Here is a 12,931-nt window from a genome sequence, read left to right on the forward strand (position 1 = left end):
TCCTGAGTCCATTTAGCACTTTACTATGAGGCCTCTTCTGGATAATTTGTTTCCCCGTCAATCATTCCTGAAGGATTCAAGCATCTATGATTGTCGTAGGGTTCACAAAAATGTGCAAAATATTGTTTAAAATTCGAAACAAATAGTTCCTCATTTTCCATAAGAAAAATTTTTTCCGGTTGCAATTCGACGAAATTCGAGTCTCTTAAAACTGCTTTGTACATTGAACCCATATGTAATGAAATCCATTTATCGATAAATGGAAGTATTTTATTGGGGTCGGTACTAAAAAAATTTTCATAAATATCACTGAATAGCTTGTTCTTTATCTCATAATTACTTTTAAAATAAGCGTTTCCTTTATCTTTTTTATATTCTATAAATGGTGGCCGGTTGCGTTTTTTTTTCATTCCGGCGGCAATCTCCAATGAAACAATTACCCCTTTCGCTGATTCAATTTTATATTTCGTTCCTAGTAGGTCCGAACCATTATATTTATTCAGATAAGATTCTAAATAGGTAATTGCTTCATCACTAACCGGATCGAAATAACTGTTGATGATAAATTGGGTTGCCAGTTTTGTTTCTGGATGGTAGTAACAGCTAATGTATATGGCATAAGTAAATTTCTCATTGACAATGTGCTGTACTAAAATCTGATCAATCTGCTCATTTACTTCATCGCAGCTGATTTGTTGATTTTCAATTGTTTTATCCATACGAATAATTTGAGTGGGATAATCCATGCTTCGCGCATTAGAATGACCTGATGTTAAATTATCCATTTCGTTAGAGTAGGTGATGATGTGCTTATTCTTATTATCCGGATTTTGTGAAATCGACAATGCGGTCACATCAGAGGAAGTTTGGCTGAATACACTGAACGGTATTAAGATGAAGGGGGCAACTAAATAATTAAATTTCATATAAAACTCCTTTTTTGTCAGCCTATATTGCATCCTGCAATATATAATGGAAAAGAGTATATTTTTGAGTATAGTTGAGTGAATGAAATTTATTCTTTATGTCTGAGGCAATGTCATAAAAATGTAAGGAATGGAGTGAACAATTTAAAATTGGAGATGATCAGGAGGTTTGATTTATTCATATCCAAATACGCTTCTGCCGCCATATTGTGAAGAAACTTTCTTCTCGTGATTCATGATGTCTTCTAAACTGGGACCTTTAATAATGTAATCCTCTAACTTGAGTGCTTGTGTATCCAGCCTTTTAATTGCATCCAATTTTTCACTTTGACCAAGCTTGGCTTTTTGGACAGCGGTTTTTAAAACACGTAGGGTTTCATCATAAACCTTTAGAGGAACCGGAAAAGGGTGGCGGTCCTTACCCCCATGAGCTAAAGAAAAACGAGCCGGATCAGAAAATCGATAAGGTGCCCCATGAATGACCTCCGCCACCATGGAAAGCGCTAAAATTGTTCTGGCACCGACACCGGGTGTTAATAGAAGCTCTGAGAAATCTTCTGGGCCCCGATCAATAGCAGCAGCAATATTGCCATGCAAACGGCGTAAAGAAATATTTTCTGCCCTCACATCGTGATGCATCGGCATATCAAGATGAGGTAATGAAAGCTGTTCTGTTTCTCTTGCTATGGATTTCTCCCGTTTGGAAACTTCTGCAAGAATATGTTCCGGGGAACTGGTTTTCAAAAGCTCGATTTGTTTCATCCGAGAAAGCTGGGCTCTTTGATCAGTTAAATTAATAATATTGCCTTGCTGAGGGCCTTCAATCGCTGTATGTGGTGCCTCAATGAAGCTATTCAATCCTTCAGATAACCAGTGATATCGCCGTGCCTGTTTGTTTGACGTGTTCATCCCCTGTTGAATGACTGCCCATTTACCCTCATCGGTCACAATAAATCCATGTAAGTAGAGATCAAACCCATCTTGGATAGCCGCACTGTCGACTTTAGCAACCAAACGGCTGGTTTGTGCCAATTGTTGACCATCAAATCCTACTTGTGAGCCTATCGTTATTAATTCATGAGGTGTTTGACGTGAGTATTTGCCTCTTCCGCCACAAACATGAATACCTAATTCTTTGGACAGGGGCGTTAGCCCCCTTTTTAAAGCACCAATAACACTTGTTGTAATTCCGGATGAATGCCAGTCCATTCCCATAACTGCACCAAAAGATTGAAACCAAAAAGGGTGTGCCAGCCGACGCAAGAATTCGTCTCGTCCGTAATGATAAATAATTGCTTGGGTAATCACTGAACCAAGTTTCGTCATACGATCTGCCAGCCATGCAGGAACATGACCGTAATGTAAAGGAAGATTGGCACTGCCAGTTTTTTGGGCCATATGCTTATATATTATCATCGGAGTCTGGCAGAATTATAGTGCCTGTGTCCAAATTTTCCAATGATAAGAAAATTTTCTTTCAGAAAGCGGCATTTGAACGACAGATAATATTTATATACAAATAAAGCAAATGTGATTATATTAAATCTGAAAAAACTTGTACTGAATTGGATTACTTAGAGACTACTCGTTTTTTCTAAAACTTCTTTTTATAGAAGTACGGCTCCAATGATAAGGAACTCTCATTATATTTTTATTTTTAGGGAATAAAATGAAGAAAATATACGCAATTGTTAGCCCTGCATATACTAAGGTAGGTGATGGTTTTACCGACTTGGCATCTTATTTTGCTTTACCATTTCATACTGTCGCATTTGAACAAATTTCTGGATATTCCTTAGGTCATAAAGTTTTGTTTACAGAAAGCTTAGAGACTGCCAAAGGTATGTTAGAAAGTGGAATTCAGACATCAAAATCTGACGCAAAAACGGCAATTCAAAAGGCGATCATTGAATTAGATGCAGATGATGAAGAAAAGATCACGGGCTTTAATAAAATCTACACAGTTGATTATGATAAACGCTATGAACAAGCAGAAAACAATTTCTTTAAATCCTTACGGATACCCAAGTGGAGTGAAAGAGCAATAAATGCTCAAAATGAGGCAACATCCGGTGCTCTTGATGAAATGAATATTCAATATCAACAAACAAAGCAAGCAACACCGGAACCTGCATTAACGTAGAACATCCAACCCGGGTTTGGGTATACTTTCGGGTTTCGCTTATCCTGTTCTTTATTTTACATCTTATCAGGTAAGAATCCACCAGCTTGCATTTGCCACATGCGGCAGTAATGACTGGGTGTCTTCAAAAGTTCATCGTGTGAGCCGTCCTCAATAATTCGTCCCTTATCAAAAACCAAAATACGATCCATTTCCGATAAAGTGGAAAGACGATGGGCCACAACGATTGTGGTTCTGTTTTGCATTAAAAGATGTAAACCATCCTGAATTAATTTTTCCGTCAAAGAATCCAATGCGGAAGTTGCTTCGTCCAAAATTAAAATAGGCGCATTTTTTAAGATGGCTCGGGCAATAGCAATACGTTGGCGTTGACCACCTGATAATTTGATTCCACGTTCACCAACCAGTGCCTCATATTTTTCCGGGAGTCGAGAAATAAATTCATGACAATGCGCTTTTTTGGATGCAGAGATGACCTCTGCATCACTCGCGTCAATTCGACCATAACGGATATTATCCATTAAGGTGCGATGAAATAAGGTCACATCTTGCGGAATCATCGCAATGTTTGCACGCAAAGAGTCTTGGGTTACGTCACGAATATCTTTGTCATCAATCAGAATTTGTCCGGATTCAACATCAAAAATACGGAGAATCAGATTGACGAAAGTGCTTTTCCCCGATCCAGATAAGCCAACCAGACCCACTTTTTGTCCCGGTTTAATGATCACGGATTTGTTTTTAAAAAGATGCGCTCCTTCATCATAATGAAAGCTCACATTTTTAAACTCAATTTGACCCCGGCTTACAATTAAAGATTGTGCATCTGGCTTATCCCTAATCTCATGAAGTTCTGCTATCAATGTTAAAGCTTGTTTGCATTTACCCAATTCCTCTGCAAAGAGAACAAATTGGCTTGCCAGATACCATAAGTTATAAAAAATACTAATCGAAAGAGATATAATAAAGCTAAAATCACCAATGGTTACCTGATTTTTACTATACATGATGACAAGCATGTATAAATTGGTGGCGATGAGCACAATGATACTTGCATCCCAAAAGGCACGCATTTTTAAAATCGTCCATTGCATGGCCTGATCTTTATTAGTTGTATCTTGGACGGTATTTTCAATTAATTGATTTTCAAAGCTTGCTCTGGAAAATAGGCGAAGATTTGAAATGTTGCTAATGCTATCCACTATTTTCCCAACCAAGGTTGTTTTACTGGTCGCGAATGAATTGGACAAATCCTGTATGGAATTAAAGTAAATAAATGCGATTCCTAAGAAAACAGTAGCCCAAATAAATAATATTAATGCAAATACAGGATGGATTAGCAGCATACTGATTATTGCAATAATAAGACCTACAATTTGAGCTGCTGCATCATCCATCGTTGTAAAAATTGCAACGGTGCCTGCAGTCATGTCAGAAATTTTATTGGCTAAACTCCCAGCAAAATTATTTTGAAAATAACGATGCGAATGCTGATTTAAATAGGAAAACATTTGATTCACAAGATCATAGCGGATGTATGGAAATAATTTTAAACGAAACCAATCCGAAAGCCGCATATCCATGGCAATCAATATCCATAAAGAAATATATACTAGAATATAGGGTTTGATCGCGTTGAATATTGCAGATTTGTCACCAGAAAATGCAGCGACTTCATCAATAATTAGTTTCAGCACATAAGGGGAGAGCGCATTATTGATTCCCCAGTAAGTCGCTGTCAATAATAATCCAAGTACATACAATTTGTATGATTTGAGTAAACTTTTAAAAAGTTTATAAATTGAAATATCTTTATTGTTCATAATATTACTCAGTTTAAAATGTACTATATGAGCTTAATAAACCTTCTTTAATCTCATATTCTTTAGTGATGTGAATTGCTTTTAAAAAATCAAAATCATGAGAAATCACTATGATGGCCCCAGGATACTCCTGAAGGACTTCAATAACATGAGATCGGGTTTCACGATCCAGGTTATTAGTTACTTCGTCCAAAATAAGTAATTTGGGTGTCATCGCTGCAATTTGTGCTAAAGAGAGCCTTACTTTCTCTCCACCGGATAACGTGGAAATTAAGGCATTTATTTCTTCATTTTTGCGAAATAAGAAATCATTTAAGTAGTCTCTAATTTCTGCACTGGATTTACCGCGCAACAAATTGCTGATAAAGTCCCATACGGTTTTATCTGCCGGCAAAGTTTTATAATGCTGATCGAGATAACCCATTTCATTTTGCTGCAATACATCCCAACTCCCTGTTTTGATGACAGAGCGATTACCTAAAATTGCTTTCAGAATAGTTGATTTTCCTGAACCATTATTCCCATGAATAGCAATTCGTTCTTGTGCTTTTATTGAAAAAGACAAATCATGTAACATGGGTTTGTTTTTTTCATAACCCACTGTGCCTTCACTCACTGTTACCAAAGTTTGACTCGTTTTGATCCCCCGAACCGCAAACTTGGGATGGATGATTTCAGGGATATAAAGAGCGGATAAGCGCTCGGTCAATTTCTGTTTCTTCTGGTGGATTGCACTTTTTCTTCGCCCCGATGTTTCTTGTGCATTTCTTGCTTTACTTTGGGAGACAATGGTAGGCCACTTCCTTTGTCGAATGTGCTTTTCTCCTTGAGCTCTACTGCGCTTTGCTCGAGATTGTTCTCTCATCATCTCTGCATGTATTTGTTTTTTTTCACGAATTAAATGGGCAATTTCTCCCTCAATGGCACTACATTGTATGTTTATTTCTCTCATATAATCTTCATAACTTCCTGTAAAGACATGTATTTTGTTTTGGTCAATATGCCAAATGGTATCCACAATAGTTTGAAGTAATTCAATATCGTGAGTCACTATCATCAATGTTCCTTTATAATCGGCAAGCATCCTCATTAAAGATCGACGATGATTTCGATCGAGATGATTGCTTGGTTCATCAAGCATGAGTAAATTTGGGTCAGAAGCCAAGGCTTGGGTGAACAATTGATGAAAGCGTTGTCCCCCGCTTAATGATTCGAACTCGTCAATGACTTGAGGGACATAACCTATTCTTATCTCTTTGGGAAAATGGATCTCTCCTTCAGAGGATTCAGTTATTTGAGCGAGTATTTTTAATAATGTGGACTTTCCAGCCCCATTTCGCCCAATGATTGCAATCCGGCTGCCATATGAAATTTGGCCACTAAAATCTAAAAAACAGGTTTTGTGTGGCAAAGTAAAGCAAAGGTTTTTAAATTGAATAGGCTTGTGCATCATATATCTCATTAAGTAGTTTGAATGGGCAGTTTGGTGACTGCTGTTGTCATTGCCCAATGCTTAGGGCGTACTTAAGAGATAATTTCCATGATGTGTTAAGCCTCTTTAAAATGATGTGCTTGTCTTGATATTGGGTATAATCATACCCGATTGCATGATTATATGTCAATCGAGAAGATAGAGCCATATTTTAAAAATTAAAGATAGGTAGAAACTTAACTTAATTCTTCCAAATCGGGTATGAGTTCCTTGCAATGTCTCATAACTCTTTGTTCCACTGGAGGCAATTGCAAATAATCACCATACTGTTGTATCAGAAAAGATTCTGCATTTTGAGGGATATTGAATTCTTTCGTTTCAAAAGGAACACGTTGAAAAGGGTAAATTTCGTCTCTTTTAATTAGGTTTTTACCGACACAATTATATCCACGACCTATATAAGGGCTTTTACTGGTATTTGCTTGCTGAATAATTTTTTGTAGGCACAATTCAAGCAAAGGTCTTGGCAGGAATGAGGCGATAAATTTATAAAGTGTTGGGTAATGACCAATTTTTACTTTGCTGTATTTGGTACTTAACAATCTTGAAAGTTTTTTGGCATAAAACTTGTAGCGTTTACGCTGCTTTGGATCGAGCGGCATCGTGTCATAAACAAACACATCAATGAAGATCCCCTGGATATACGGTTCGTTACCTTTTTCATGTTTTTCAATAAAACGGCTGGATCGATCTCGGATTTTTAGAGGGGTTGCCATATTAAAATAACCCGGATCGCTGTGGATTGTTTGTAACCACATCCATTCTGGAATTTCTTGGGGGGCTACACGTAAAAATTGTTCATAACTTGCGCGGGGCATGGCAATATCTACATCGTCATCCCAGGGAATAAATCCTTGATGCCGAACTGCACCCAAGAGCGTACCAGCATCAAGCCAGTAATCCAACTGATGTTTATGACAAATGGAATCCACCACTTCCAGCATGTTAAGCATTTTTAATTGAGCTTGGCGTAACCTGCCATCCTGCAGTGCTGTATCTGCTGAATAAGAATTCGGATTTTTTGCTAATGTCATGAATTAAGTTCTGTTTAAATGACAACAAGACTATATTAGCAAAATAATTCAAAATCATTAACTAAAAAAATTGATGCAAACACGAATAGAAATCCTATTTTATTCCATTATAGATCTCTTTATCATTTAACCCTTTGATGTATCTTAATTTTTATGGAGAGCCATGATTCATTTATTCACAGACATTTGGCCTATGTTAATTCAATATAAAAATGCCAATGCACGAACTCGTACCAATCTGGTGAAGAAGGAGATAGAACATCTGACGAACCTCTCCGGCAAAATCTCCCTTAAAGATCATGCGAAGCATCATTATAAGGTTTTGGCTTATGCAGCCACTTTAATCGCTTATGCTGATGTATTATTTCGAATGGAAAATCAAATGTATTTTGATATTTTATTTGATTTTTATTCTATGGAAATGGATGAAAAATTAAATGACTGGTTTGAATTTGGAACAACTCCAGGTCATATGAGACTGAAACATCCACTTATAAAATATACACCTGAGATTTGGGAAAAATTTCGGGTGGCCCAAAAAGCACACTTAAAGAAAAATAATAAGTTACATCTTTTTAATTTGGAGCAGCTTGATATTTATCATCCACCTGCGAATCAGTTATATCCGATCCAAATTCAAATGGGAGGGCACCTTTATAACGAAGCAGTTGATAGAATCCATGTGGATGCCCACGGACATATTCGATTTGCGCATCTTCATGGATTTTATCTTTTACCTGGTGGAGGGATGCTTGAAAAACCGGATGATGCAAACATTGATGATTGGCGATGCAAAATGTTGGAGGAACATCTAGAGGAGGAACATGCCAATCTTTATTTAAAAGCAGCTGAATATTACAACCAAATTTCTCAAATCGATTTTCATAAGATCTTAATAAAAATCTGTTCAAGCCATGAAGCTCAGAACTTAACTCATGAATTGCGGGAAAAATTAAAATCCATTATTTTATCTTCAGAAAGCAACTCCCACTGCTTAAAAAATATGATTTCGGAACTCGATCACCACATAGACCTTGTTCAGAAAAGTAGAAGGAACGCATCCAGGGTCCAGGAGGAAGAAAAGCAAAACAGGGCGCAAAATTTTTATAAATCTTTAATCACATTGCGTGCTCTTGTGCAGGTTCAGACATTCAAATTAACGCCTTTATTTAGCAAGGCATTAAATTATCTGAAGAAAAATACAGTGTGTGTCAACATTCAGCAATATCTGGATACCCGTGTACTGGGTGGGTTTCAATTATCACACTGCTTTATCTTAACGGGGCAGCCTCTAGAAGATTGGTTTAGTACGCAATTTCAGGGAGTTAAGGGCCAATTTGGCGACGATATCTCCGCTTCAGCGATAGTACGATTGACCTTGCTTGAAGCATTAGAAAGTTTTAAAAAAATAAAGTTCTCCCATCTTTTAAATGGATTGGCTGCATATGATGAAGGTATCAATAGGGGAGTCCTTCTCATTGAAAATATTTGGGATGAAGCGCAATTTATCCAAGCGCGCCAAAAGTTGTGCGTAGAGGCTGCTTCTTTTATGAAGAAATAGTCTCTAATCAAGTGCTTGTATTTCTGCCTGCGAAAGAGTGTGCGCAATGTCCCTATCATATTTCATCATTCAGGCATTGATTTATGAATAATTAAAAACGAAAATAACGGTTGTGTTTTCTCCTTAGCAATTCAATGAGCCTTTTATGTCAGATGGGATAAATCATTATTACCTTCAAACTATGGGAATCGACCGATGGGTGTTACGACAATCGCGTCGTTCCAATGAGCAGGATTTGTCTCAATTAGCCAAAGAGGTCGCTGAGTGCACTCGATGCCCTTTACATAAAACGCGAACACAAACTGTTTTCTTTCGGGGAAGTGTTAAAGCAAAGTTGATGATTGTAGGGGAAGCTCCTGGATTTTATGAAGATCAGCAAGGCCTTCCCTTCGTGGGCAAAGCAGGAAGTTTGCTGAACCAAATGCTCCAGGGCATCGGTATGGTGGAAGACGATGTTTATATAGCCAATGTATTAAAATGTAGACCCCCAGATAATCGCGATCCTCAACCAGAGGAAATTGTACAATGCAGTGCATTTTTAAAGCGTCAAATTGAACTGGTGCAGCCAAGCCTTATTTTGGCATTAGGACGTTTTGCAGGACAATTTTTACTGAATCAATCGCTTCCGCTCAAGCAATTACGTAATTCAGTACACTACTACAATAAAATACCGTTCATAGTAAGCTATCATCCAGCTTATCTTTTACGCAATCCTGCGGATAAGAAAAAAGCTTATCAGGATTTATTAAAGACAAAAATATTATTAGGGGCCGGGCGCTAAAATATCCATGTCGAAAGTATGCATTTGTGGTCCTTAGCAGGCATCGCATTTATATGTGCCGCTTGGTTGGATGCCGCGAACAAGTCGCGGCACGTAGACAGGGAAATAGATAGAAAAATTTATTTTTGCTCTGTGACATTCAAACTTTGCTGGTTGAATTTCGTGAGCAAGTACACAGCAGATGCTGATGGGAAACGGAAAGAATGCCCTACATTTGGATGCCGCGAACAAGTCGCGGCACGTAGACAGGGAAATGAATAGAAAAATTTATTTTTGCTCTGTGACATTGAAACTTTATTTTTGCTCTTTTCCATTACCTGTTATCCTGTGACATATAGTGGATCGCCTGAACGAAGGCTTCATCAGAACAATTTTTTTGGGGAACATCGGCTTCCTTACATAAACCTTCATGAGGCATCAATCCTTTCCCTTGCTTGATGCTGTTTAATAAATAATCCATTCCGGTTTTATATTCTGCAGGATTCTTTTTTGATTCCATTTCAGCATTTTTCAAACGTAAGTCCCAGTCTTTTTTATCGAAGGCAGCAGGGGCTTTCATCCCGATTGCAAATTGAGGTGCATGACAATGGTAACAGGTGATTTCATAAGTCTTTTTTCCCAAATCATTAGCCCAAAGCAAAGTCGTGATACTAGATAATAAAATAACCAATAATTTGTTCATGATGTTCCCTCTTTAATCTGTTCTTTAATCCCGGTCTAAAATTTAAATTGCTAAAAAATCTTATATTTCTTTATTTTTCTAATTCTTTGCTCACGTGGTTAAAAGAATACTATAATTTACATGCATCTATTGGTTTGAACTACGGATAATCAAAAGGGTCAAAAGGAATTTGAATATGAAAGGAACCAAAAAAACGTATGTCCCGCCTCATTCCGGATTGAAAAATCAATCTGCCTCACTTTATGAGATTAAACCCGAATACTCCAGTTACATGAATCAATTGGATGATTTCTTTTATTTTATTAATAAATTATATCAGGCAAATCTTGGCAAAATAACTATGGGTATGAGTCCTGCAGTCATCGGCACTGCTTATTGTGCCTGGCTTTTACAACTCGCTCAATCACCAGGCCATTTAATGGCATTGGCTTCTTATCCAGCCACACATGCTGATGAGTTTTTAGCTCATTTATTATGTCACAAACAACCAGCAGAAGGTAAGGATGTTCGATTTCATAAAGAGAATTGGCAATTAATGCCTTGGAGATTGTATGCAGAAGTTTTTCTCCAGTTTGAAGAATGGTGTCGTTATGCCACCCGGAAAGTTCCTGGACTTTCGAAACGATCAGAACGCACCGTGTCTTTTTGCATTCGCCAATTGCTTGATGCCCTTTCTCCTTCAAATTTTGTGATGACCAACCCCGATCTTTTTTATGAAACCATCCATTCAGGAGGGGCTAATTTAATCCAGGGTACCGAACTTGCGATAGAACATACCATGAGAAGATTGGCAGGATTGCCTCCTCCGGGCGCTGGGAAATTCAAACCTGGAAAGAATGTTGCAATCACTCCAGGTAAAATTATATATAAAAACCACTTGATAGAATTAATTCAATATAAGCCCCAAACGAAAACAGTATATAAAGAACCCATATTGATAATCCCCGCCTGGATAATGAAATATTATATTTTGGATTTATCACCCAATAATTCTTTGGTGAAATGGCTGGTTGGGCAGGGACATACTGTCTTTATTATATCTTGGCTTAATCCAGATGAAGAGGATCGGGATTTAGGCATGGATGACTATTATCGGCTTGGTGCAATGGCAGCAATCGATGCGGTCAGTGATATTTTTCCCAAAACAAAAATTCATTTGATGGGATATTGCCTTGGGGGAACTCTTGCCATGATTACAGCGGCTGCGATGGCCAGGGATAAAGACCATCGACTTAAAAGCCTCTCCCTGCTGGCGGCACAAGGAGATTTTACGAAAGCGGGTGAACTCATGCTGTTTATCACTGAAAGTGAAATTGCTTTTCTCAAAAATATGATGTGGGAAAAAGGGTATCTTGATCCAAAACATATGGCAGGTTCTTTTCAAATGTTGCGTACCTATGATTTGATTTGGTCTAAAATGATTGATGATTATATGACGGGTAAAAAGCGCGGTATGATCGATTTGCTTGCCTGGAATGCCGATTCAACGCGTATGCCTTATAAAATGCATACAGAATATCTTGAGAAACTTTTTCTTCAAAACGACTTCGCAGAAGGACATTTCCGCGTGGAAGAGGATATAGTGGCGCCCAGAAATGTCCATTTACCCATTTTCGCGGTGAGTACAGAACATGATCATATTGCTCCCTGGGAATCCGTATATAAAATTCATCTGATGATGCCTACTGATATTACTTTTGTCCTGACCAGTGGAGGACACAATGCAGGAATAGTGAGTGAGCCCAATCACCCGGGTCGGTATTATTCCATTTTGGAAAGTAAAAAAAACATGCCTTATATTGGACCTAAAAAATGGCTTACCAAAGCGAGAAAAAGAGATGGTTCCTGGTGGATAGCATGGCATGATTGGTTAGTACTGCATAGTTCAAAAAGACGTGTTTCTCCGCCTCATCTCGATACGTCACTACCTAATGCACCGGGTGAGTATGTGATGCAAAAATAAGAAGAAACTCATAAAGATTGAAGGATTTTTAGTTACATCTTGGTTGCCGTATTTGAATGTGTTAAATTTTTGCTTTTTAATACTTTATTGAGGCTCTATGATGAATAAAAAATCCCTTTCTGCGCTCTGTTGTCTCCTTTTAGGTTCTATAAATGCGTTTGCCAATCCATTGCCTTTAAAGACGAATTTTAAAAAAATTTATTGCGGTAATCAGGAATTTTTAGGCAACAGCGCGACCAAAAGACCTCATCTCCATTGTGGTGAATCCTTTCTAGCTTATAAAAAGGCCAATGGCGATCACACCAATATTACAGATTTTGGAACCTGTAATCGTACAAATGCAGTTTTTGACGATATTAAATCAAATAAAAATGCATTTGCTGATTATCAGGGGATCTATAATGCTCTTGTATTATTCCACCAAGCGGGTTGTCCCAATCAATTCAAAAGAAAATAGCACCATTAAACCCATTTATAAATGGCTCTAGAGATAACTTGTTTCTACACCCAATCGAAATTATTTGGA

The 12,931-nt window shown here is 37.7% G+C and carries 12 protein-coding genes; 6 read left to right on the top strand and 6 right to left on the bottom strand.

Annotation, left to right across the window (positions count from 1 at the left end):
* Positions 1 to 23: 23 nt before the first annotated feature.
* Positions 24 to 926 (bottom strand): Lpg0189 family type II secretion system effector, encoded by a 903-nt coding sequence (locus BU07_RS0106960; RefSeq protein ID WP_031564609.1) that lies wholly within the window; start codon positions 924 to 926, stop codon positions 24 to 26.
* Positions 927 to 1,100: 174 nt separating this feature from the next.
* On the bottom strand, positions 1,101 to 2,324 hold the full coding sequence (locus BU07_RS0106965; protein WP_031564611.1) for a DUF763 domain-containing protein: 1,224 nt from the start codon (positions 2,322 to 2,324) through the stop codon (positions 1,101 to 1,103).
* A gap of 271 nt (positions 2,325 to 2,595) precedes the next feature.
* Between BU07_RS0106965 and BU07_RS0106970 the strand changes: the two genes are divergently transcribed.
* Positions 2,596 to 3,069 carry a hypothetical protein gene (locus tag BU07_RS0106970; RefSeq protein ID WP_031564612.1) on the top strand — a complete coding sequence of 158 codons (474 nt, stop codon included), beginning with the start codon at positions 2,596 to 2,598 and terminating at the stop codon, positions 3,067 to 3,069.
* A gap of 56 nt (positions 3,070 to 3,125) precedes the next feature.
* On the opposite strand, the gene BU07_RS0106975 is transcribed toward BU07_RS0106970, so the two are convergent.
* The 3 genes from BU07_RS0106975 to BU07_RS0106985 form a co-directional block, all read right to left on the bottom strand.
* The gene (locus BU07_RS0106975) at positions 3,126 to 4,892 is read right to left on the bottom strand and encodes an ABC transporter ATP-binding protein (RefSeq protein ID WP_031564614.1); all 1,767 of its coding nucleotides are present in this window, start codon (positions 4,890 to 4,892) and stop codon (positions 3,126 to 3,128) included.
* A 13-nt stretch (positions 4,893 to 4,905) separates the two neighbouring features.
* On the bottom strand, positions 4,906 to 6,345 hold the full coding sequence (locus BU07_RS0106980; protein WP_031564615.1) for an ABC-F family ATP-binding cassette domain-containing protein: 1,440 nt from the start codon (positions 6,343 to 6,345) through the stop codon (positions 4,906 to 4,908).
* A 215-nt stretch (positions 6,346 to 6,560) separates the two neighbouring features.
* Positions 6,561 to 7,418: a LicD family protein gene (locus BU07_RS0106985; RefSeq protein WP_031564617.1), complete on the bottom strand. Its 858-nt coding sequence runs from the start codon at positions 7,416 to 7,418 to the stop codon at positions 6,561 to 6,563.
* Positions 7,419 to 7,581: 163 nt separating this feature from the next.
* Here BU07_RS0106985 and BU07_RS0106990 point away from each other — a divergent pair, with 163 nt between their 5' ends.
* The 3 genes from BU07_RS0106990 to BU07_RS17395 all read left to right on the top strand — a co-directional run bounded on the left by BU07_RS0106990 (position 7,582) and on the right by BU07_RS17395 (position 10,021).
* Entirely contained in the window at positions 7,582 to 8,979 is a 1,398-nt protein-coding gene (locus tag BU07_RS0106990; RefSeq protein WP_031564619.1) for a hypothetical protein, read from the top strand.
* 145 nt (positions 8,980 to 9,124) lie between these two features.
* Positions 9,125 to 9,760, top strand: coding sequence for a uracil-DNA glycosylase (locus BU07_RS0106995; RefSeq protein WP_031564621.1), 636 nt, complete (start codon positions 9,125 to 9,127; stop codon positions 9,758 to 9,760).
* 18 nt (positions 9,761 to 9,778) lie between these two features.
* Entirely contained in the window at positions 9,779 to 10,021 is a 243-nt protein-coding gene (locus BU07_RS17395; protein WP_115262299.1) for a hypothetical protein, read from the top strand.
* Between the two features lie 52 nt (positions 10,022 to 10,073).
* On the opposite strand, the gene BU07_RS0107005 is transcribed toward BU07_RS17395, so the two are convergent.
* The gene (locus BU07_RS0107005; RefSeq protein WP_031564625.1) at positions 10,074 to 10,442 is read right to left on the bottom strand and encodes a c-type cytochrome; all 369 of its coding nucleotides are present in this window, start codon (positions 10,440 to 10,442) and stop codon (positions 10,074 to 10,076) included.
* Positions 10,443 to 10,617: 175 nt separating this feature from the next.
* Here BU07_RS0107005 and BU07_RS0107010 point away from each other — a divergent pair, with 175 nt between their 5' ends.
* The gene (locus BU07_RS0107010; RefSeq protein ID WP_031564627.1) at positions 10,618 to 12,405 is read left to right on the top strand and encodes a PHA/PHB synthase family protein; all 1,788 of its coding nucleotides are present in this window, start codon (positions 10,618 to 10,620) and stop codon (positions 12,403 to 12,405) included.
* A gap of 97 nt (positions 12,406 to 12,502) precedes the next feature.
* A complete protein-coding gene (locus tag BU07_RS0107015) occupies positions 12,503 to 12,862 on the top strand; it encodes a hypothetical protein (RefSeq protein WP_242601845.1) in 360 nt (119 codons plus the stop codon).
* Positions 12,863 to 12,931: the final 69 nt, after the last annotated feature.

It is taken from the genome of Legionella wadsworthii DSM 21896 = ATCC 33877, from assembly GCF_000701265.1.
Taxonomy (GTDB): Bacteria; Pseudomonadota; Gammaproteobacteria; order Legionellales; family Legionellaceae; genus Legionella; species Legionella wadsworthii.